The following is a 22,156-nucleotide window of genomic DNA, read 5'->3' as shown; positions in this document are numbered from 1 at the left end:
TCAGGTCAGGAGAAACATATTTTATATATTGGAGGAAGTCCTTATGAATCTAATATTGTATATTTAAAAAACTTTACGGAGAGCAGTGGTTCTTACAAATTTTTGCATAAAGATTATATCGGAAGTATTTTAGCCATCAGTGACGAGACAGGAAATAAACTGGAACAAAGACATTTTGATGCCTGGGGGAACTTCACCCATCTTCAAATAGGTAATGGAGCTATTATTACTGATAAATTACTCATTGCTAATTCCTCATTACTCATTGATAGAGGCTACACTTCTCATGAACACTTCATGGAAGTAGGTATTATCCATATGAACGGAAGATTGTACGACCCATTATTGAGAAGATTTTTAAATGCTGATGAGAATATTCAGGATCCTACGAATACTCAGAATTACAACAAATATGGGTATGTAATGAATAATCCGCTGATGTATAATGACCCGAGTGGGGAATTTTTCTTTCTTGCTCCGATTATTTCATGGGTAGTGGCAAATGCTGTGGCAATTGGAACAGGAGCATTAATTGGAGCTGCAATAGGAGCTGTTTCGTATGCACTCAATGCTGCTTTTACCGGAAATTGGAACTGGGGAGGTTTTGCGAAATCTGTTCTCTTTGGTGCAGTAGGAGGTGCGGTTACGGCAGGAATAGGAAGTGTTTTTAGTACAGCTTCAGAATTTGCTCAATCAGCTTTAGGAGTACTTGCCAGAGCAGGAGCTCATGCAGTAGCACAAGGTACCTTATCGCTGATGCAAGGAGGTAATTTTGGGCAAGCTTTCCTTGCAGCTGCTTTTGCAAGTGTACTTGCCGGAGCATATGGTGATATGATGAGAAATATGGGCCTCGGCCAGTTGGCAGAAAGTGCAGTAGGAACTGTAGCTTTTGGAGCATTAGCAGGAGGTGTAGGTTCTGCTTTAGCAGGAGGTAACTTCTGGCAGGGAGCTGTAATTGGAGGAACAGTTGCAGGGTTGAATCATGTGTTGCATAGAATGGGTGGGCCTGGAGATCCTAAAAAACGTGCTGAACAATTAAGAAAAGCGTCTAGCAATGCAAATTCTGCAAACAAAATATTAAAAGAATCTGCAAAACGTCTAACTCTATATGGTGATGCTCCTGAATATGCAACCGATTATATCCGCTACGAAAAGGAAATAAAAGCTCTTGGGAAGACTTTTGGAAAGGTACAAACTCCTGCTATAGAAGCAAGTGCAAAAACAGTAGGTGTATTGAAAGCTTCTACTGGAGTTTTAGCAAAAGGCTTAGGTGTTGCTGGAGTGGGCTTCGGTGTATATGATATGGCTCAAAACGGAATTAATATTTCAAATAGCTTAGATGTTACAATGTCTGTTTTAGCTTTAACACCTAGTGGTATAGGTCAGGGCATTGCAGCTGGTTACTTTATTACAAATGCTGGGGTAAGTTATTTCACAGGAAAAGATATAGGACAACATATACAGGGTTGGATTCAAAAATAATAATATGAAGTTTATTGATATCATTTTTTATAGAATTGCAGAATATTATAAAAGAAAAGAAGGGGGGGCTTATAAAATTTCTTCTTTGTTTATACTAACACTTTTATTTTCTCTTAATATGTTTAGTATATTATTTTTACTAGAATATCTGCAAAATATTACAATATTTAAAACAAAGTATTATATCTTATATTATGTCATCTTTCCAGTATTTAGTTTACTTTTATTAAGATATTTTCGTTTTAAAAACTATAATGACATTGCAAAGTTCAATGCAGATTTAAATAGAAATCAAAAAAATAAAATTGATTTAGTAATTATTATATATATAATTATATCTTTTATATTATGTTTTTCCATAGCAATTTATATAGGTGAGCAAAGGAACTGATGAAGACTTCCTCCGTTGGCAAAGTCTACAGATAATATGATTTTAAAAATAAATAATAAAACAATATTAAATGCATTGCGGGATCTTTTTGTAAATGCATTTGTAGCAGTACTGATTATTGCTCTCTATTCATTCATTTTTGATGAAAAACCTCCATTTATATTATATCTTTCGATATTGATATTTTTTATTATACTGTATTTGTATCCGACATTAGATATTTTTTACAGTTATTACTGGCATGATCAAAATGTATTAATTGATATTGATTCTGAAGGTTTTTTGTATACAAAAGGGAATGAAAGTAAACATTATTATAAAAAGGATTTTAGAGAAATAAAGATATATTTAACAGCTTATAAAAAAAACAATGAGAATGCTAGACTTGCTCACACAAAGTTTTTTTATGTTGAAATAATAATGTTAGATGAAACCAAGATAATACTTACATCTCTTTTATCCTGCGATTTATATGATGCTTTAATCAAAATGTATGAGGATATACCGGTTAGTTTCATTATAACACAATATACCAAGTTAAAAAAAGCTAACTGATAACAAGAGAGTTTTTGCCTTGATAAGCAATAAAAATGAAAAAAATAATCTTAGTAATTCTCTTATTATTCGCTGGGTTTGCAATCGCTATTTTCGTGGGAATTCAGTGGTATTCGGATAAGATTAATAATGGGCTTTCTCAAAAAGAACAGAAAATTCGTCCGGTTTGGAAAGATCTATTGGATCTTACAAATCAAAGAATTCAGGTTATCGGTGATCTGTATAAAGAATATAATTGTGATAATAATAGACATATAAAGACTTTTGATAGTATTATTACTGAAAAGAAATCGTCTGAAGACTATATGAAGAAAAACTTTCATCCTCTGGAACTTCAGGCAAACATTATTCTTTTGGATTTGTATAACTGTAAAGGGGTAGATAAAAATGAATTGAACTCAGTATTAAAGTCATATAATGATAGCTTAAGTGCGAAAGTTAAAGAATATAACAGCTTAATCCCTGATTATAATAGTGATGTTTTTAATCTTTTGAATTCTTTTTTTATTGATCATGAGAAATATATATCAAAAAGGTATATAGGAATTGACTATTCTAATGATTTAAAGACAGAAGTGAAAAAGCAAAGTGAAATAGAAAATTGGATAAAAACAGGAAAGCTACCTAACGATAGCAAGAATTAGTTTATTTCTATAGATGTAAATGTTTCACAGATAGCCAAAATACAGCAAATCCGTCTCAAACAAAACGAGACGGATTTTTTTATCACACAATCATGTCCATTTCCTAAAAAGAGTCACCGTTTTTGTTTTCTGAACTTTTTAAAAATTGTATTTTTGTTCAAATTATAAGATTTTATGGAATTTTTAGACAGATACCAGCAGATTGTTGGCGAGGCCATTAATAAATACACTTTTAAAGATAAACCTACGGAGTTATATGATCCGATGAATTATATCATTTCCCATGGTGGAAAGCGCCTTCGTCCCATTATGGTACTGATGGCTTGTGATTTGTTTGGAGGTGATCTTAAGCAGGCTATAAAACCGGCGTTAGCTATCGAGTTTTTCCATAATTTCACCCTGATCCACGATGATATTATGGATGAGGCTCCTTTAAGAAGAAATAAGCCTACTATTCATACTTTACACGGGATTAACGTAGGGATTCTTTCCGGAGATGCATTAATGCTTAAAGCGTACAAGTTTTTTGAAGACCTTGAGCCGGAAATTTTTAAAGCTTGTATCAGAATATTTACCCATACAGGACTTTTATTATGTGAAGGACAGCAGTATGATATCAATTTTGAAACCCAGGAAAATGTGACTTTTGATGATTACATCCGAATGATTACCTATAAAACAGGAGTGTTAAGTGCTTCTTCTTTTGAGATCGGAGCGTTGATTGCAAAAGCTGATTTTAAAGATGCAAAAGCAATTTTCAACTTCGGAAAACATATCGGAATCGCTTTCCAGATCATGGATGATTATCTTGATGTTTTTGGAGACCAGGCACAGTTTGGGAAAAAGCATGCAGGAGATATCTATGAGAACAAAAAAACGGTTCTATACTTGTTGGCAAGAGAGCATGCCACCGAAGAAGAAAGAAAAGAATTAGATTACTGGTATTCTAAGAAAACAGAAAATATCGATAAAGTATACGGTGTTGAAAAGATCTTCAGAAGAACAAAAGTAGATGAAAAAGCACTTCGCTTGATCGAAAAACATAACGAAATTGGACAAAGCTACCTTCAGAAGATTGATATTTCTGATGAAAAGAAAAAACCGTTTATAGAACTTGCCAATTATTTGTTGAGAAGAGAAAGCTAATATAGGCAGCAGATGATAGGTCGCAGGTAATAGCAATTTATCTGCAACCTATTTTCTGCAACCTAATACCTGTACAATGAAATTCAGAACCGAAGTTGACATTCCCCAATCAGAAAAGAAGATAGAGATCGAAGATAAAATATTTTCGATAGGATCTTGTTTTGCTTCTGAAATGACCGATTTATTGGAGCAGGGGCAACTTCAGACACTCAATAATCCCTTCGGGACTATTTTCAATCCCTTTTCAATCCGTAATGAAGTTAAGATACTGCATGATTCGGCATTCTATGAAGAAGAGGACCTGATTACTTATAATGAAGAATACATTTCATTAGATCATCATACCAGTTTTGATACGAGGTATATTCATCAGACGTTGGATAAAATCAATGGGGCAATCGAAAAAGGGAATGCATTTCTTCAGGAGGCAGATTGGGTTATTGTGACTTACGGAACTTCATTTATTTATGAATTTCTGCCTAAGAAAAAATTAGTCGCGAATTGCCATAAAATACCACAAAAATTTTTCACGAAAAGGCTTCTTTCCCATCAGGAATTAACGAACTCTATTTATAATACAATCTTGGATCTTAAAGATATTTGTAAAGAAGGAGTCAGGATTTTATTTACTGTTTCTCCGGTCCGACATACCAAAGACGGGATGATTGAAAATCAGCTTAGCAAGTCAAAGCTGATTACAGCAATACATGAGTCGATTTCCATATTTGAAGATTGTCATTATCTCCCGGTGTATGAAATTTTGATGGATGATTTGAGAGATTATCGTTTTTATAAAGAAGATATGATCCATCCAAGTTCCCAGGCTGTTAATTATATTTTTGAAAAATTCGGAGATGCTTATTTCTCAGATGAAACGAAAGATTTTATTAAAGAGAATTTTAAAATTGTGAAGGCTTTAGAGCACAAGACCAATGATAAAAAAGATCCGAAGTTTATCGAATTCAGAGAAAAACTAGACCAAAGGATTGAAAAGCAACGCGAAAAAGTAAAGCATAAAATATTTTCAAATGATTGATTTTACAAAAATTGACTATTTGAAAGAAGGAAATGAAAGACAAAAAAGAGCTTATGAAGTTCTTACAAAATATAAAATTTTAGAGAAATTAGAGTCTTATTCTCCTATTCTAGCCGGAACCATTCCTATTGAAATTGATATTGAAGACAGTGATCTGGATATTATTTGTGAAGTTGATCTTCGGTTTGAAGAAGACTTCTTGGATGACATAATGTCTAGCCCATTAATCCTAGATGAAACAGAGATTATGGTTGAAAATGCGGTGGTAAGCGGAGAGCCAAGTATTGTTCTGAACTTTATGCTGGAAGATTTTCCTATTGAAATTTTCGGACAAAATAAGCCAACTCAAGAACAAAATGCCTACCGGCACATGATCGCCGAATATAAAATATTACAGGAACAAGGAGATAAGTTTAAACAGAAAATAATAGAACTTAAGAAGCAGGGAATCAAAACAGAACCCGCATTTGGAATCCTGTTGGGATTAGAAAATCCTTATGAAGATCTATTAAAATGATAAGAAAATGATTGATACACATACACACTTATACGCAGAAGAATTTGACGAAGATAGAAATGAGGCTATTCAAAGAGCTTTAGCTAAAGGAATTACAGAATTTTATCTTCCGGCTATTGATTCTGAATCTCATGAAAAAATGCTACAACTGGAAACAGAATATCCGGGACAGGTTTTTTCAATGATGGGACTGCATCCATGCTATGTAAAGCCTGAATCCTGGGAAAAAGAATTGGAACTCGTTAAAAATTATCTTGACCGAAGACATTTTCCTGCAGTAGGAGAGATTGGAATCGATTTGTATTGGGATAAAACGACTCTCGATATTCAGATAAAAGCTTTCGAACAACAAATTGACTGGGCTATAGAGAAAGACCTTCCGATTGTGATTCATACCAGAGAAAGCTTCGATGAAACATTTGAAGTATTGGAAAGAAAAAAACATCCGAAATTAAGAGGGATTTTCCATTGTTTCTCCGGGAATTTAGAACAAGCTCAGCATGCGATAGACTTGAATTTTATTTTAGGTATCGGTGGAGTAGTAACGTTTAAAAATGGAAAAATTGATCAGTTTCTTCATGAAATTCCTTTGGATAAAATTGTGCTTGAAACAGATTCTCCATACCTGGCTCCTGTCCCTCACAGAGGAAAAAGAAACGAAAGTTCATACCTCGATCTGGTAGCCGGAAAACTGGTTAATATTTATGGAAAAGATTTTTCAGAAATCGACAGGATTACCACGGAAAATGCACATCAGTTGTTTTCTGTAAAGAAATAAATTGAATAGAATTTCTAATAAAAAAAATGTTTCTCAATATTGAGAAACATTTTTTTTATTTTTTCCTGGTAAAGTTTTTATTCTTAGGCTTTTTGAATCCGGTAGACGCTGAAGGTGTTCCGGGCTTCTTATTATTTCTGTTTTTGGGACCTCTTGACGGTTGCTTGGATCCCTGCTTTTCTGCGCCTGCAGATACAGGTTTGTTGTTAGAATCTCTTTTTTGAACTACCAGATCATCCGTATGGAACGGGTGGTTTTTAATAACAGGAATTTTTTTCCCAATCAATTTTTCCGTATTCTTTAAATTAAGAAGATCAAGCCCGTCAACAAAAGAGATAGAAGTTCCCTCTGCTCCGGCTCTTCCTGTTCTTCCAATTCTATGTACGTAGGTCTCGGAAACGTCGGATAATTCAAAATTGATAACAAATTTTAATTCGTCAATATCAATTCCTCTTGCTGCAATATCCGTAGCAACCAATATTCTGGTTTTTCCCGATTTGAAATTGTTCAAGGCATTCTGCCTTGCATTTTGAGATTTATTTCCGTGGATAGCTTCTGCAGAGATATTGTCTTTTTGAAGTTTTCTTGCAATCTTATCAGCTCCATGTTTCGTTCTTGAAAATACCAATACAGAATCTGAAATATCATTTTTAAGGATATGAGACAGTAGATTAAGCTTGTTTTCTCTTTCCACGAAATAAACAGACTGTTTTATGGTGTCTGCAGTAGAAGAAACCGGCGTTACTTCGACCTTTACAGGATTATTCAGAATGGAATTGGCCAGTTTCTGAATTTCGCCGGGCATTGTCGCAGAAAAGAATAAAGTCTGTCTTTTTTGAGGAAGAAGCTTAATGATTCTCTTAACATCATGTACAAACCCCATATCAAGCATTCTGTCCGCTTCATCAAGAACAAAAATTTCAAGATTTTTTAAGCTGATAATTCCTTGGGCAATAAAGTCAAGAAGTCTTCCCGGTGTAGCTACAAGGATATCAACCCCTTTTCTCAAAGCAGCCTCTTGATTCCCTTGCTTTACTCCTCCAAAAATAACAAGTTGCTTGAGCGGAAGATATTTTCCATAAGCATTGATATTTTCTTCAATCTGAATCGCCAGTTCTCTGGTAGGAGTAAGAATTAAAGCCTTTATATGATTGTTGGAAATTTTATTTTTCGATAAGTTTTGTAGAATAGGAATAGAAAAAGCAGCTGTTTTACCTGTTCCGGTTTGAGCACAACCTAAAAAGTCTCTGCCTTCCAAAATTTCAGGAATAGATCTTTCCTGAATAGGAGTCGGATTGGTATATCCCTGTTCCTGAATTGCTTTTGCAATAGGTTCTATTAAGTTTAAGTCTGTAAAATTCAAATGAATTATTTTAAAATTTAAAAATAAAAATCCTTTCAGTCTGAAAGAATTACATTTTGCAAAGGTAGTCTAAAAATAATTAAGATTTTCGTACCGCTTCAGGCTGTTTATTTCTTTTTTAAGAAGAATATGTTTCTTGATCTTTCTATGGTTGTTTTTGATGTTTTTAGTAGTATTTTCTATTTGTTTGATTATTTGATTTAAAATTTTATAAATATTTAATGATTTTTATGAAAATTTATAAGGATATGTGATAGCTTATGTATATATTTGGAGTGCTAATAATCTTAAACATGAGAAAAATAATCATTGTACTTGCAGCTATTGCAGGTATGCACGCTAATGCACAATCCTGGAATCTTACCGGAAACTCAGGAACCAATCCAACTACTAACTTTATCGGAACAACAGACAATCAGTCTTTAGTATTTACTACCAATAATGCAGAAAAGATGAGGATCACTCCGGAAGGAAGATTTATATTTTATAACATCGGAACTCCAGGAATGGTATGGGACAAAAACCTGTTCTTTGGAGGGGGAATGGATAACCCGGCTACTACGAATAATGTTGCTTTTGGAATGGGAACTTTAACCCAGCTTATAGGTGGAGGTGGAAATACCGCCTTGGGAAATAATGCTTTATCATCGTTTAGCAACGGATTGTGTAATGTTGCCATAGGATTTAATTCTATGAGACATACAAGTTCCGGAGACTATAATACTGCATTGGGAATGAATGCTTTGGAGTATTTTAAACAAGGAATAGGAAATGTAGGAGTTGGTAACAGTGCATTAGGATCAGGATCATTGATAGGTAATTTTAATGTAGCAGTAGGAACAAGTGCATTAAGATATATCAGTAATGGAAGTTATAACACAATCATAGGAGGAGATTCTTTCAGAAGTTTAGCAACAGGATCTAATAATATCAATATAGGACATTCTAATGTACCATTAATCACTTCGGGCAACAATAATATTTTTGTAGGGAACTTTATTACCTCATATAATACGACCTCTCCTCAAAATGAATTAAACATTGGAAACTGGATTGTAGGAAATAATGGAACCATAGGCATAGGGCAGTTCACAAACCAACTTCCGGCAGATGGTATTTCAACAGATGGACAAAAATATAAGCTATTTGTAAAAGACGGTATCAGAACCGAAAGAGTAAAAGTAGATATCGCAGCAAATAATGGTTGGGCAGATTATGTTTTTGAAAAGGATTATCAGTTGATGCCATTGAACGACCTTGCTCAATTTATTAATAAAAATGGTCACTTACCGGAAGTCCCTACCACGGAAGAAGCCATTAAAAATGGTATAGAACTAAAAGAAATGAACATTCTTTTGCTTAAAAAAGTAGAAGAGTTAACATTACACTTAATTGATCAGAATACACAGCTTAAAAAACAAAATGAAGAAATCCAGATCTTAAAAACTAAATTAAACCTAAACTAATTTAAAACCAGAAATATTAAACATGAAAAAAACAATCATTCTACTAGCTGCTATTGTAGGCTTACAAGCTAATGCACAGGCATGGAATACAACAGGTAATGCAGGAACCAATCCGACTGCAAATTTTATAGGAACAACCGATAATCAACCTTTGGTCTTCAAAACCAATAATATTGAAAATATGAAATTATCACCTACCGGAAGATTAGTGTTTTATAATATTAATTCACAAACATGGTCTAATAATTTATATTTAGGAGGGGGGAATGAAAATTTAGCTGGTTCTGGTAATGTATCCGTAGGATTGGGCTCTATGAGTTCTAATATATCCGGAGGGGGAAATACAGCTCTTGGTTTCAATTCCATGACAAACAGTACTTCAGGGTCTATAAATACAGCTTTAGGGATTAATGCCATGCAAAATTCAGTTAGTGGAAATAATAACGTAGCTGTAGGACACAATTCTTTAGGAGGAATGATAACGGGTGATAATAACACAGCTGTTGGTAATTCCGCACTTCGTTCTTGGGGGAGTGTAGCTTCTATTGCTTTAATGAAAAATACGGCAATAGGTTCCACTGCATTAATGAGATTAAATAACGGAAGTTATAATACAGTAATAGGTCAGGATTCTTTTGTAAATACATTTATAGGAAACAATAATATTGCAGTAGGCTCTAATAATGCCCGCGATGCCAATAATGCCACAGGAAATATCTATATAGGAAATGATATTGTTCCATTCAATGCACAGCCTACCAATGAGCTGAATATTGGAAACTGGATCATAGGAAATAACGGAACCATCGGAATTGGACAATTTTCTTATCAGCTGCCTGCAGATGGAGTGGGGCCGGATGGACAAAAATATAAGTTATTTGTAAAAGACGGTATCAGAACTGAAAGAGTAAAGGTAGATATCGCAGCAAACAATGGATGGGCAGATTATGTTTTTGAAAAAAATTACCAACTGATGCCATTGAACGACCTCGCTCAATTCATTGATAAAAATGGCCACTTACCGGAAGTCCCTACCACAGAAGAAGCTATTAAAAATGGTATCGAACTGAAAGAGATGAACATTCTTTTGCTTAAAAAGATTGAAGAACTGACATTGTACACCCTTGAGCAACAAAAAAGAATTGAAGCTCTGGAAAAGAAAGTAAAATAATATAAAATGAATATATGAAAAGAATTTATATACTATTCTCGTTGATATTACCCCTTTTATCTTTTGCCCAAGGGGAAAATGATAATTGGTATTTCGGAGATAAAGCAGGAGTGAATTTCTCATCCACAACGCCTGTAGCTTTAACCAATAGCAATATGTATGCTATGGAAGCATGTGGTACTGTAAGTGACTCGGCAGGGAACCTTCTCTTTTATATGAATGGGCAGCAAATATGGAATAGACAGCATCAGGTGATGCCTAACGGAACCCTGATATCCATTCAGAATAACGGTGCTCAGCAGCTTGCCATAGTAAAGAATCCTGCGAATGAAAATCAGTATTATGTTTTTACAACAGGAGAAAATTCGACAAACTATGAGCGTATCCGATATTCAATTGTTGATATGACTCTAGGAAGTATTGGCACCAATGGAGCTCCTCTTGGTGATGTGGTACAATCAAGTAAAGATATTACAGTATTGGACAATTTAGGAAACTATTTTCCTTCGGAAGCAGTAACTATTATTCCCAATAGCAGTGATCAATCTTTTTGGGTTGTAATTCCGAATGGAACCAAGCTTTACAGTTATAAATTAAGTAACCAAGGGTTTTCCAATGGAGCTCCTGTGATAAGTAATTTGAATTTCCCAATAACATTTGATGAAGGGAAGCATTTTAGCATAAAGCAGTCTCCGAAATTGAATAATGGGAATTATTCCCATTATATCTGTATATCGTTTTGGGCTAATTCTCAAATGATGTACCCTCCGGATAGCTATTTTGTAAATAAAGTGTACTCATTCAATGCTCTTACAGGGCAAATCACTAATGATTTTTCATTACAGATAAATGGATTGAAAGCATATGTTCCTGAGTTTAATAAAGATGCATCAGTGCTATTCTTAGCGTATGTGGATGTTCATGCTATTGATTTGGTTAATTCAACCTCTTCTAATGTGCTGCATACACAAATATATACAGAGACGAATGCTCCTCTTCATACAGGAATAACTCTTCAAAGAAATAAGTATGGAGATATATATATTGGTAAATCCAATAATTTATTCTTAGGTAAAGTGATCAACCCTGATGTATATGGTCCTAATATGAGTGTAAATATGAGTGCTGTAAACTTGGGCGGTAAACAATCTTTGTATGGACTTCCTCAGCTACTTCCTATGAAAGAAAGCTCAGAGGGCTCTCCTTGTGTGGACAATCTATTATTAACTACAGAGCCTAATATGTCTTATTACTATGAAATAGGAAATAAGATAACAACAAAAGATCGATACTATCTAGGAGGTAAGCACGATATCACAATGCAATCTGGTGGTAGCATTAATCTTTTACCGGGAACAACGATGGATATGGGGTCTAAGTTTTATGGATTTATAGCACCTTGTAGAAAACCGGAAAAATTACAAAGAAGCAGCCCATCTGCTCCGAAAGAGATGTTCTTAGAACTGGATAAAAAGGAAAGAGCGGAGATGAATAAGGAGATCAAAATATCACCTAACCCTGCATCAGACTTCTTAAACATCACAACTTCTGCGAAAATCAATAACATTGAAGTATTTGATATTTCAGGTAAGAAGATCAACGTATCTGTAAATGATACTAAAGTAGATGTAAAACATCTTCCTGCAGGAGCTTATATGATTATGATTGATACAAAAGATGGAAAAACTACCAAAAAATTCATTAAGAAATAAAAAGGAATTCCGTACCAAATTTTTAATGACAAAAAAAGGAGAAACAAAAATATGTTTCTCCTTTTTTGTTATTTTATTTAAATCTATATCCAACACCTGCCTGTAAAAATCCGATCTTGGTAGGAACCGTATTTTTTTTGTTGACTTCAATGAAATTGAAATGGTATCTGGCATCAACAAAAAACTTTGGAGTGATTTTATACTCAGCTCCCAGGAAAGGAAAAAGATTTAATGTTTTAGCTCCGTTGAAATCGCCTTTATGTTCATCCATGTAGGGGTTACCTGTTGTCAGCTTTGTAGAGATATTGAAACCAAAATTCATTCCCACAGAAGCAGATAAATTAGGGATAAAATAATATTTTATTGAAATCGGAACCTGAATCTGATGGAATTGATAATTAAAATCCATATTTCCTACTTCAACAATTTCGGTACCTACCTGCTCAGTCCAGGAATATGAGTCTTTTCCTCCTAATTTGGTATACAATAACTCAGCTTGTATTGCGAATTGAGACGATAAAGGCTGCTCTGCCAGAATACCTGCATAGAAATAGGATTTTGCGTCCAGCTTTTCACCAAAAAATTTCATATTGGATAATGTATATCCGCCTTTTGCTCCAAAACTTATGGCTGAGCTTTGAGCATTCAGAATGCTTGATACAGCTAATAATGCTATGAAAAAAATGATCTTCTTCATGTTTTTTTTAATCATATAATTATAGTTTTTATAAAGAAAAACTCCCTCTGTAGAAGAAGGAATTGTTGTATACAAAGATAGTTTAAAATGTTAAAGATTTATTCTGCCTTGATTTATTGTTGGTTTTCCTCAAACTTTCTTGTAATCTGCCTCCTTAATAGATGCAATTGATTATTGATAAGAGAGCTAAGAATGCAACAAAAGTCGCTGATGAAGCGATGTAGATATGCGTACGCTTAGAAAGAATCAATATAATTGATTCAGCTTTGCTTCCTAAAATACAACACCGGATAATAGAAATCCTTTGCGTTTTCATTTTAAAATTAAATAGATCTAAATATTCTAAACCCCCAACTTTTACTCTTGATCCAGAATAACCTCGATAACTGTTCCAAAAAGAAACCCCGAAGAATCTCCGGGGTTATATATAAATGTCTAAAATATTTTCTATTCTATCCGTGTAGCTTTTTCCAAATAGCATCCTTCAGTTCTACCAAACCTTCTCCTGTAACTCCGGAGAAGAATAACGGTTGTCTGTTTTCAGGAAATTCAGCAGCAATTTCTTTTTTCAGTTCATCATCCAAAAGGTCAGCTTTTGAAACGGAAATGATAAAGTCCTTATCCAACAATTCAGGATTGTATTCTACCAGCTCGTTTTCTAAGATTTTAAATTCCTGGAAATGATCTTCAGAATCTGCCGGAATTAAAAAGAGTAGAATTGAATTTCTTTCAATATGTCTCAAGAATCTGTGTCCAAGACCTTTTCCTTCCGCAGCACCTTCAATGATTCCGGGGATATCAGCCATTACAAATGACTTGTAATTTCTGTAATCCACAATACCAAGGTTAGGAGTTAACGTAGTAAAGGCATAGTCAGCAATCTTAGGTTTTGCAGCAGAAACTGCCGATAAAAGGGTAGATTTTCCAGCATTTGGAAATCCTACTAATCCTACATCAGCTAGTATTTTAAGTTCGAATACAATAAACCCTTCTTCGCCAGGAAGACCAGGTTGTGCATACCTTGGGGTCTGATTGGTAGAAGATTTGAAGTGCTCATTTCCTAAACCTCCTTTTCCTCCCTGCATCAGGATAATTTCCTGTCCATCTTCTAAAATCTCACCAATAATTTCACCTTCTTCATTTTTGGCAATTGTTCCTACTGGAACATTAATATAAACATCAGCTCCAAAAGCTCCGGTCAGCTGGTTTTTTCCTCCATTCTCACCACGTTCAGCTTTTACATGACGGGTGTATCGAAGGGGAAGTAAAGTCCATTCATTGCCATTTCCTCTCATGATGATATGACCTCCACGACCTCCGTCGCCTCCGTCAGGACCTCCTTTAGGAATATATTTTTCACGGCGAAGGTGGGCAGAACCTGCTCCTCCATGACCGCTCTTACAGTGAATCTTTACGTAATCTACAAAGTTTGACATAATTGTTAGGGTTTAGGCCTTAGGGGTTAGGGAATAGATAATTTAACTATGCTAAATCCTAATCCCTAAATCCTAAATCCTTATTTAATTTTCTCTACCTCAGCGAAAAGTTTTTGGGAAATTTCATCAATTCCACCTACGCCGTTTACCTCTACATACTTTCCTTGCTGCTTATAAAGTTCGGCTACTTCTGCTGTTTTAGCATAATATTCTTTAATTCTGTTTTCGATGATCTCTACATTGCTGTCATCAGATCTTCCACTGGTTTCGCCTCTTTTCAAAAGCCTTTCAACCAAAATTTTATCTTCTACTACCAAAGAAAGACAGATGTCGATCTCATCATTGAGCTCCTCTTTAACGATTTTTTCCAAAGCTTCTGTCTGAGCAGTAGTTCTTGGATATCCGTCAAAAATAAAACCATTGGTGTTGGTAGGTTTTCTGATCTCATCAATCAGCATATCTGTTGTTACCTGATCCGGAACCAATTCTCCCTTATCGATATAAGACTTAGCCAATTTTCCAAGTTCAGTGTCATTTTTCATGTTGTATCTGAAAAGATCACCTGTTGAAACTTGTTTCAAATTGAATTTTTCGATTAGATTCTGAGCTTGTGTTCCTTTTCCACTTCCTGGAGGGCCGAACAGAACAATGTTTATCATAATTTTGATTCGCTTCCGGCAATTGGCATTTTGCTTCCGGCTCTCGGCTTTTGGCGACTTGCTTTTTTGCTTTTAGCTTTGTTTAGTTAATAATTACTTTTTTAGATATTTATTTTAAAAGCTAATAGCCAGAAGCTAGAAGCTAATAGGCATTGTTAATGGTTGATTTGTCCGTCTGCTAATTGGTACAAATTAGGTAGGTTTCTTCCCAATTCATCATAATCCAATCCATATCCAAGAACAAATTTGTTTGGAATTTCCTTTCCAATATAATCCAACTTGAAATCTTTTTTGTAAATCTCAGGTTTCAATAAGAAACTTGCCAATTTTACAGATTTAGGACGCTGTGTTTCCTTGAAATATTTGAAAAGACTTTCTACAGTGTTTCCAGTATCAACGATGTCTTCTACAAGAATAATGTGACGGTCTTTTACATCCTTAGTCAATTCCATTTTCTGGTATACAATTCCTGTAGACTCAGTTCCTACATAAGAACTCATTTGAATGAATGCAATCTCGCACTCACCAGGGTAATATTTTAAAAGATCTGAGAAGAACATAATTACCCCATTCAAAACACCAATGAAAACAGGAACTTCATCTTTGTAATCTTCATAAATTCTTAGCGCTGTCTCTTTTACAATTTCCTGAATCTCGGCGTCCTTTAAATAAGGAACGAAAGTTTTGTCGTGAACTTTAATACTTTCCATAAAAAATTTTAGTAGTTGGCAAAGTTACGGATTTTTGATTTTTGATTAAAATCTTTTTGTGTTTAATCCGGGATTTATACTATCTTTGTTACTTCAAAACCCAAAAATACAGACATGTAGGATGTAATTTCTTTCAGATTTGATCAAACGGTAACCAAGGTGTTACTGGTGTTTAACTATTATTAAGAAAGAAATCATGATTTTACTGCAAAATATATCCTTTGGGTTTCCAGGAGGAGACCTTCTATTTAATCATACCAATTTAACAATACAATCCCATACCAAATCTGCACTGGTAGGAAGTAATGGCATGGGAAAATCTACCCTGCTGAAAATAATATCTAAGGAAATCCAGCCACTAGAAGGAACCATCAATGTTCAAGGTGAAATTTTCTATGTGCCTCAAATGTTTGGAAATTTTAATCATCTGACCATAGCAGAATGTTTACAAGTTGATCAGAAACTATATGCCCTTCAAAAAATAACTGAAGGAAATGTAGATGAGAAATACTTTGAAATTCTTAATGATGATTGGGATCTTGAAGAACGCTGTCAAAATGCTTTACAGTATTGGGGGCTTGGAAATCTGGAATTAAACCAAAAATTAGAAAGCTTAAGTGGCGGGCAGAAAACAAAAATTTTCCTGGCCGGAATTCAAATCAATCAACCTGATAATATTATCCTTGATGAACCTACCAATCATCTGGATTTGGATGGAAGAAAATTATTGTATGATCTTATTGATAAAACAAATGCCACAATTGTTATTGTCAGCCACGACAGAGTATTGTTGAACCTTATTGATACAATATTTGAACTAAGCAACCAAGGAATTGCTACCTATGGAGGCAACTTCGATTTTTATTCAGAGCAAAAAGACATTGAAGAAGAAGCCCTGCATAATGACATCCATACCAAAGAACGAGCTTTAAAAAAGGCAAAAGAAAAAGAACGGGAAACGCTGGAGCGTAAGCAAAAGCTGGATGCAAGAGGAAAACAGAAACAAGAAAAGTCTGGAGTGGCAAGGATCATGATGAATACTCTTCGCAATAATGCTGAAAAAAATACTTCAAAACTGAAAAGTGTTCATGCTGAAAAGATAAGTGGGATTTCCGGAGATCTGCGGGATTTACGTTCCTCTTTAAAGAATTCCGATCAGATGAAAGTGAATTTTAAGGACTCCAATTTGCATTCGGGTAAGATCCTTATGGCAACGGAAAATATAAACTTTACATACACTGATAAAAATCTTTGGAAAGATAATCTTAATCTTGAAATTCGTAGTGGGGACAGAATTTCTATTAAAGGCTCAAATGGTTCAGGGAAAACGACACTTATAAAACTTCTGTTGGGGAACTTGAACCCATCCGTAGGAATAGTTAATAGAGCTGAATTCAGTAGTCTTTATATTGATCAGGAATATTCGTTGATTGGCTCCGACTCAACGATATATGAATTTGTTCAGAAATTCAACGATAGTGCTTTACAAGAATCTGAAGTGAAGACGTTACTATCCCGGTTTTTATTTGGTAAAGATACCTGGGATAAAAAATGTAGTTTTTTAAGCGGTGGAGAGCGTTTGAGATTACTGTTGTGTGGGCTTTCCCTTAGCAATAAAGCACCGGATATCATTATCCTTGATGAACCTACGAATAATCTGGATTTACAAAATGTTGAAATTCTGACAAATTCTATTAAGGATTATCACGGAACATTGCTAGTGATTTCACACGATGAAGTTTTTCTTAAAGAGATTGGAGTAAGTGGTGAAGTTTTATTGAATTATTAAAATAAAGAGACTTTTCAAAAAATTGAAAAGTCTCTTTATTAATATTACTAATATTTAATTTCTTGATAAATAGCGATGGGGCTTATTGCTATTTTGGGATAAGATGGAACAAAGAAAAATTTTTCGAAGGCTTCAAAGCTTGCAAAGACATTTCTAAAAGCCTTAATAAAAATATCGCTCTCTGATAATTCGTTATTATCATAACCTAAGTATTCATCATTTAAATCAATTCTTTGATCATTTTTTTGGGGAGATGATGTAATAACTCCAAAGATCGAAAGTTTAATATTAGGACGACTTCCATAAGTGTAGATTATATCATTGAAATTTCCATTAAGTAAATATTCATTTTTAAGATTTGCTAATATTTGAAAATCATTAAAATAATCAAAAGGCGCCAAACGAAAATTTAAACGATTTGATGAAAAAGTATCTAAAAAAGTATGAACTCGATCTATAAAATTTTCATCTAAAAAATTAGATTGCATTTGTTTTTCAATTTCTTTATCATAATTTTTTTCTAATACATTTAATCTTATGAGGTCTTTTTGAGAGTTTGGTCTTTTTTTTAAATCAATTTTTAATTCATTAATTTGTTCCTTTACCTTTTTAACTTCAGGATTGTTTTCTAAGGCAGAACCATAAATAAGTCTTTGAATTTCATTAAAATTAGTCATTATATTTTTGAATCTTTCAAAATCTTCAAATGTACTCCAGCCGGTTGCTTTTATATATTTAAAGTTTGGAACATCAGAAAGGAAATCATTGAAGTTTCCTTGCCCCTTTTCAAAGTTTTCATTTAAATCTACGAGTATATTGTTTTTATCTAATGATGATTCAATTTGATTTAAAAGCTCATGATAAATTTCAATTGTCTCAGTTCTAATTTCTTTATCCTTGTCATTGTTACCGACCTTTGCTTTGAAAACTTTTATATCGATACCAACTTCACCATTAGCTCCGGATTCTTCTTCTATGGTTTTTGTTAGTTGTTTTAATAGTCCTCCATTTAATTGACTATTTAATGATTTTGCCTTATCATAATCAAAGTAAATTAAATCTTTAATAGAATTCATTTGAGTAAGATTATTTTTCTAAAACAAAAGTTAATGAGTACATATATGCAGTTGTAGATGCTAAAGTTATAGGCACGATTTCTTTAACTTTATATCCTTCTTCTAAATAAGTTTTTAATTGTGGATATTCTTTTTCAGTAAACTTATCATTTTTATCAATAATATTTGTGTGGGTTGTTATTGTAATAACTTTTTGCATAGCTTGAATTTTATGATTATTAATTAAAATCAAAAATATATAATATAAGAAAAACAAAAAAACGGGAAGCCGCATTTTTATTTCAAAAAAATACTATAATGATTTTGAATTATTTTTTTGTCTTTTTAATGGCATCCCAATAAATCTTTTTAATACTATCCTTTTCCTCTTTCTCGCTAATATTTTCGAGAGCGGGGAGAAGGGTGGTGTTATGTAGTGTTTTCAATTTCAGAATTTCACCTAATGCAAAGGCTGCGCTCCAACGAACTACGGTTCCTTCATTATCGGTATTAGCCAGTAGATTGCTGATGGTACTGCCTAAATTTTCAGAAAATAAATGAGCCGTATTACCAATGACCTTAGCACTTTCCCATTTTATTTTTGGAGTTTTTTCTGTGAGTGAAGAAGTTACGAATGAAAATATGGCTTCATCCGCAAGATTAGAATTAAGCTTCGTTGCATATTCTATAGCTTCTATACAAGCTCCTTTTATGGGGTCTTTTGATTGTTCAGCAAAAGCAATCAATTCATCAGTTGGTAGAGACGAATCGATAATCCATTTACTTATGATTTCTGTTTTTTCTTTTGATTTTGTAGTTTTATCTTTAAAAAGCTCTTCTATGGTCATGGTCATTAATTTTGATTTATCCGGTGTTCCAATCTAAAAATTCATTTTGAAATTGTCATTATGAGCAAAGGGAAACATTATTAATTTGATATTTACTATGAAAACATTAGTAGAAACTGGGTGAAATTACTTACTCTGCTTTGATATCCATTCATAGATGGTATTAAGGACCTCTTCTCTAATCTCTTCATTTAAAATTTCATGTCGCATTTCCGGATAAAGATTATAATTTGTATTTTGAAATCCGTCAGATTTTAAATTATTAACAGTCTGCATCACTCCTTTACCAAAATCTCCAATAGGATCATTTTCTCCGCTTACAAATAAAAAAGGAAAGCTTTTGGGAATCATATCTGCCCAGTGCCTTGCCGTAGCTCTTTTATAAATGCTAAAAAGAGTGTAGAAGGCATTATTGGTAAACGGAATTCCACAGAGTGAATCTTCTGTGAAGCGACGTCTGTTGTCGGGATTCAGACTAAGCCAGCTGGTATTGCTGAAGTCTTTGTCTTTTTTAAAATGTTTATTGTTCACAGAAGTGAAAACAGAATTCAATACGGTACGATGACGTGGTGCGATAGCATTGGCTAAAGACAAATATCCTTTCAATACACCAATTCCTGTTAATGGACCTCCGGTACCTGTAATAATAGCTCCTTTAAATTCACTACTGGATTGCTGAAGCAGACAGCGGGTAATAAATGATCCCATAGAATGGCCAAGGATAAAATGAGGAACATCAGGAAACTTATCATTAAGATAATCACCCATCATTTTAGCATCTGAAATCAATCTTTTAGCAGGATGATGATGCTGGAAAAAACCAATGTCTCTTTTCTTTTTTACAGATCTTCCATGACCCAGGTGATCATACGTTAAGACAGCTATTCCACGATGGGAAAAATATTCTGCTATTTCGGAATACCTTCCGCTATGTTCCTGCATACCGTGGACAATCAGTAGGGTCGCTTTTACAGGTACTGTATCCTGTGTAAATAGGGTATAGTAAAGCATAGACCTGTTGCTAAGGTCAGGTGATAAATACGCTGATTGCTGTGATGAGGTCATAATAATATTGGGTTAGGAGGTAATCAAAGATACAGAATAAATAATAAGTACCATATTATGTATTTCTAAAATTATAGGTTTGATTTTCAATTACTCCCATTAAAACAGTTGCTGCAAGTACATTGCTGCAAAATAAGTCTAATATTATATTTTTTTGAATTTTATGATTTTCATCCCAAGACAAAATAAATCTCCTCTAGAATTTGGTCGTCATTTTTTTTAAAAGTAATTTTGCACGAATCTTAAAACAAAAGTAAAATATGTCAACTTATGTAGTTGTAGGTCTTCAGTACGGAGATGAAGGCAAAGGAAAAATCACGGATGTTTTATCAGCAAAATCGGACTATGTAGTACGTTTCCAAGGAGGAGATAATGCAGGTCATACGGTTTATGTGGGTGATGAAAAATTCGTTCTACACCTTCTTCCTTCAGGAGTTCTTCAATGCAAAGGGAAATGTATCATTGCAAACGGAGTAGTGGTAAACCCTAAGTCTTTTATTAAAGAAGTGAATCAGATTGAGAGCAAAGGCTTGAAAACAGATCACATTTTTATCAGCAGAAGAGCGCATGTAATTATGCCTTACCACATCCTTTTGGATACTTATCGTGAAGAAGAGCACGGAGGAACTCAGATCGGAACAACCAAAAAAGGTATCGGACCTTGTTATGAAGATAAAATTGCAAGAGTCGGAATCAGAATGGTTGACCTGTTAAACCCGGAGATTTTAAGAGATAAAATTGAGAAAAACTTAAAGGTTAAGAATTCTCTTTTTGAAAAATATTACGGAAAACCTGCTTTAGATGTTGAAGAGATCTATAATGAATATTTAGAAATCGGAAAACAACTTCAGGACAGAATCGTAGATACCGAATTAGAGTTAAACGAAGCGATCAGAGACGGTAAAAACGTTTTATTTGAAGGAGCACAGGCTTTAATGCTTGATATCGACTTCGGTACTTATCCATATGTAACTTCATCTTCTCCATCTACAGGAGGTGTTTGTTCAGGAGCAGGAGTTCCACCAACATCACTTCAAAACCTGATTGGTGTTGCCAAAGCATACTGTACAAGAGTAGGGAACGGGCCTTTCCCTTCTGAATTAGACAACGAGCTTGGTGAGAAAATCAGACAGATCGGTGGTGAATTCGGAGCAACTACAGGAAGACCAAGAAGAACAGGCTGGCTAGACCTTGTTTCTTTAAAGCATGCTTGTATGATCAACGGTATCAATAACCTTGTTATCACTAAGCTTGACGTTCTTACAGGAATTGAGAACCTGAAAGTAGTAACACATTACAAAACTGAAGACGGAAAAATCATCGATTATTTCACTTCTTCAACAGAAAAATTATACAACTACGAGCCAATCTACCAGGATTTACCAGGTTGGAGCGAAGATATTACTAAAGCAAGAAGCTATGATGAACTTCCTGACACTGCTCAGAAATACATCGAGTTTATTGAGAAATACTTAGGAATCAATGTATACTTAGTTTCTGTAGGGCCTGAAAGAAGCCAGAATATCATCAGAAAAGAATTATTCTAATATTCTTAGAAATGACTAGTCCTAAATAAGCGTTACAGATTAATAGGATAAAATTATTAATAAATTATAAGATAGTTGTCGGTTTATTT

General features: G+C 34.0%; 21 protein-coding genes. 12 read left to right on the top strand and 9 right to left on the bottom strand.

Features of this window, described 5'->3' with window-relative positions; translation table 11 throughout:
* The 7 genes from CW752_RS17025 to CW752_RS07290 form a co-directional block, all read left to right on the top strand.
* Positions 1-1,482, top strand: a 1,482-nt coding sequence (locus CW752_RS17025) for an RHS repeat-associated core domain-containing protein (protein ID WP_317044724.1), incomplete at its 5' end; no start/stop codon positions are given.
* A 406-nt stretch (positions 1,483-1,888) separates the two neighbouring features.
* Positions 1,889-2,428, top strand: a complete 540-nt coding sequence (locus tag CW752_RS07315) for a hypothetical protein (protein WP_228401665.1) — start codon at positions 1,889-1,891, stop codon at positions 2,426-2,428.
* A gap of 35 nt (positions 2,429-2,463) precedes the next feature.
* Positions 2,464-3,072 carry a hypothetical protein gene (locus CW752_RS07310; RefSeq protein ID WP_101239100.1) on the top strand — a complete coding sequence of 203 codons (609 nt, stop codon included), beginning with the start codon at positions 2,464-2,466 and terminating at the stop codon, positions 3,070-3,072.
* Positions 3,073-3,246: 174 nt separating this feature from the next.
* Entirely contained in the window at positions 3,247-4,218 is a 972-nt protein-coding gene (locus tag CW752_RS07305; RefSeq protein WP_101239099.1) for a polyprenyl synthetase family protein, read from the top strand.
* 76 nt (positions 4,219-4,294) lie between these two features.
* Positions 4,295-5,254 (top strand): GSCFA domain-containing protein, encoded by a 960-nt coding sequence (locus CW752_RS07300; RefSeq protein ID WP_101239098.1) that lies wholly within the window; start codon positions 4,295-4,297, stop codon positions 5,252-5,254.
* The gene (locus CW752_RS07295) at positions 5,247-5,771 is read left to right on the top strand and encodes a DUF4269 domain-containing protein (RefSeq protein ID WP_101239097.1); all 525 of its coding nucleotides are present in this window, start codon (positions 5,247-5,249) and stop codon (positions 5,769-5,771) included. The genes CW752_RS07300 and CW752_RS07295 overlap by 8 nt, the downstream gene beginning before the upstream one ends.
* Positions 5,772-5,778: 7 nt before the next feature.
* Entirely contained in the window at positions 5,779-6,549 is a 771-nt protein-coding gene (locus CW752_RS07290; protein WP_101239096.1) for a TatD family hydrolase, read from the top strand.
* A 55-nt stretch (positions 6,550-6,604) separates the two neighbouring features.
* Here the strand turns inward: CW752_RS07290 and CW752_RS07285 are convergent, their stop codons facing one another.
* Positions 6,605-7,912 (bottom strand): DEAD/DEAH box helicase, encoded by a 1,308-nt coding sequence (locus CW752_RS07285; protein WP_101239095.1) that lies wholly within the window; start codon positions 7,910-7,912, stop codon positions 6,605-6,607.
* 293 nt (positions 7,913-8,205) lie between these two features.
* Between CW752_RS07285 and CW752_RS07280 the strand changes: the two genes are divergently transcribed.
* The 3 genes from CW752_RS07280 to CW752_RS07270 are packed head-to-tail and all read left to right on the top strand — an operon-like array spanning position 8,206 to position 12,261.
* Complete coding sequence (locus tag CW752_RS07280) at positions 8,206-9,378, top strand: hypothetical protein (protein WP_101239094.1); 1,173 nt, start codon at positions 8,206-8,208, stop codon at positions 9,376-9,378.
* Between the two features lie 22 nt (positions 9,379-9,400).
* Positions 9,401-10,549 (top strand): hypothetical protein, encoded by a 1,149-nt coding sequence (locus tag CW752_RS07275; protein WP_101239093.1) that lies wholly within the window; start codon positions 9,401-9,403, stop codon positions 10,547-10,549.
* A 14-nt stretch (positions 10,550-10,563) separates the two neighbouring features.
* Complete coding sequence (locus CW752_RS07270; protein WP_101239092.1) at positions 10,564-12,261, top strand: T9SS type A sorting domain-containing protein; 1,698 nt, start codon at positions 10,564-10,566, stop codon at positions 12,259-12,261.
* A 73-nt stretch (positions 12,262-12,334) separates the two neighbouring features.
* On the opposite strand, the gene CW752_RS07265 is transcribed toward CW752_RS07270, so the two are convergent.
* The 4 genes from CW752_RS07265 to CW752_RS07250 form a co-directional block, all read right to left on the bottom strand.
* Positions 12,335-12,958, bottom strand: coding sequence for a porin family protein (locus tag CW752_RS07265; protein ID WP_185117591.1), 624 nt, complete (start codon positions 12,956-12,958; stop codon positions 12,335-12,337).
* 452 nt (positions 12,959-13,410) lie between these two features.
* Positions 13,411-14,394 (bottom strand): GTPase ObgE, encoded by a 984-nt coding sequence (obgE, locus tag CW752_RS07260; RefSeq protein WP_101239090.1) that lies wholly within the window; start codon positions 14,392-14,394, stop codon positions 13,411-13,413.
* An 80-nt stretch (positions 14,395-14,474) separates the two neighbouring features.
* Positions 14,475-15,053 carry an adenylate kinase gene (locus tag CW752_RS07255; RefSeq protein WP_101239089.1) on the bottom strand — a complete coding sequence of 193 codons (579 nt, stop codon included), beginning with the start codon at positions 15,051-15,053 and terminating at the stop codon, positions 14,475-14,477.
* A 155-nt stretch (positions 15,054-15,208) separates the two neighbouring features.
* Positions 15,209-15,763, bottom strand: coding sequence for a phosphoribosyltransferase (locus CW752_RS07250; RefSeq protein WP_065396889.1), 555 nt, complete (start codon positions 15,761-15,763; stop codon positions 15,209-15,211).
* 196 nt (positions 15,764-15,959) lie between these two features.
* On the opposite strand from CW752_RS07250, the gene CW752_RS07245 reads away from it, so the two are divergent.
* Positions 15,960-17,552 carry an ABC-F family ATP-binding cassette domain-containing protein gene (locus tag CW752_RS07245; protein ID WP_101239088.1) on the top strand — a complete coding sequence of 531 codons (1,593 nt, stop codon included), beginning with the start codon at positions 15,960-15,962 and terminating at the stop codon, positions 17,550-17,552.
* 47 nt (positions 17,553-17,599) lie between these two features.
* Here the strand turns inward: CW752_RS07245 and CW752_RS07240 are convergent, their stop codons facing one another.
* From CW752_RS07240 to CW752_RS07225, 4 genes are all read right to left on the bottom strand, one after another.
* On the bottom strand, positions 17,600-18,628 hold the full coding sequence (locus CW752_RS07240; protein ID WP_101239087.1) for a hypothetical protein: 1,029 nt from the start codon (positions 18,626-18,628) through the stop codon (positions 17,600-17,602).
* A gap of 10 nt (positions 18,629-18,638) precedes the next feature.
* Positions 18,639-18,827 carry a hypothetical protein gene (locus CW752_RS07235; RefSeq protein WP_101239104.1) on the bottom strand — a complete coding sequence of 63 codons (189 nt, stop codon included), beginning with the start codon at positions 18,825-18,827 and terminating at the stop codon, positions 18,639-18,641.
* A 109-nt stretch (positions 18,828-18,936) separates the two neighbouring features.
* Positions 18,937-19,455, bottom strand: a complete 519-nt coding sequence (locus CW752_RS07230) for a hypothetical protein (protein ID WP_101239103.1) — start codon at positions 19,453-19,455, stop codon at positions 18,937-18,939.
* Positions 19,456-19,581: 126 nt separating this feature from the next.
* Entirely contained in the window at positions 19,582-20,520 is a 939-nt protein-coding gene (locus tag CW752_RS07225; protein ID WP_101239086.1) for an alpha/beta fold hydrolase, read from the bottom strand.
* A gap of 260 nt (positions 20,521-20,780) precedes the next feature.
* Here CW752_RS07225 and CW752_RS07220 point away from each other — a divergent pair, with 260 nt between their 5' ends.
* Positions 20,781-22,067 (top strand): adenylosuccinate synthase, encoded by a 1,287-nt coding sequence (locus CW752_RS07220; RefSeq protein WP_101239085.1) that lies wholly within the window; start codon positions 20,781-20,783, stop codon positions 22,065-22,067.
* The last annotated feature ends 89 nt before the right edge of the window (positions 22,068-22,156 follow it).

Origin of the sequence: Chryseobacterium sp. PMSZPI (assembly GCF_002835665.1) — a bacterium.
GTDB lineage: Bacteria > Bacteroidota > Bacteroidia > Flavobacteriales > Weeksellaceae > Chryseobacterium.
Note: the sequence above shows the minus strand (reverse complement) of the source record. Positions and strands in the feature narration are given on the sequence as shown.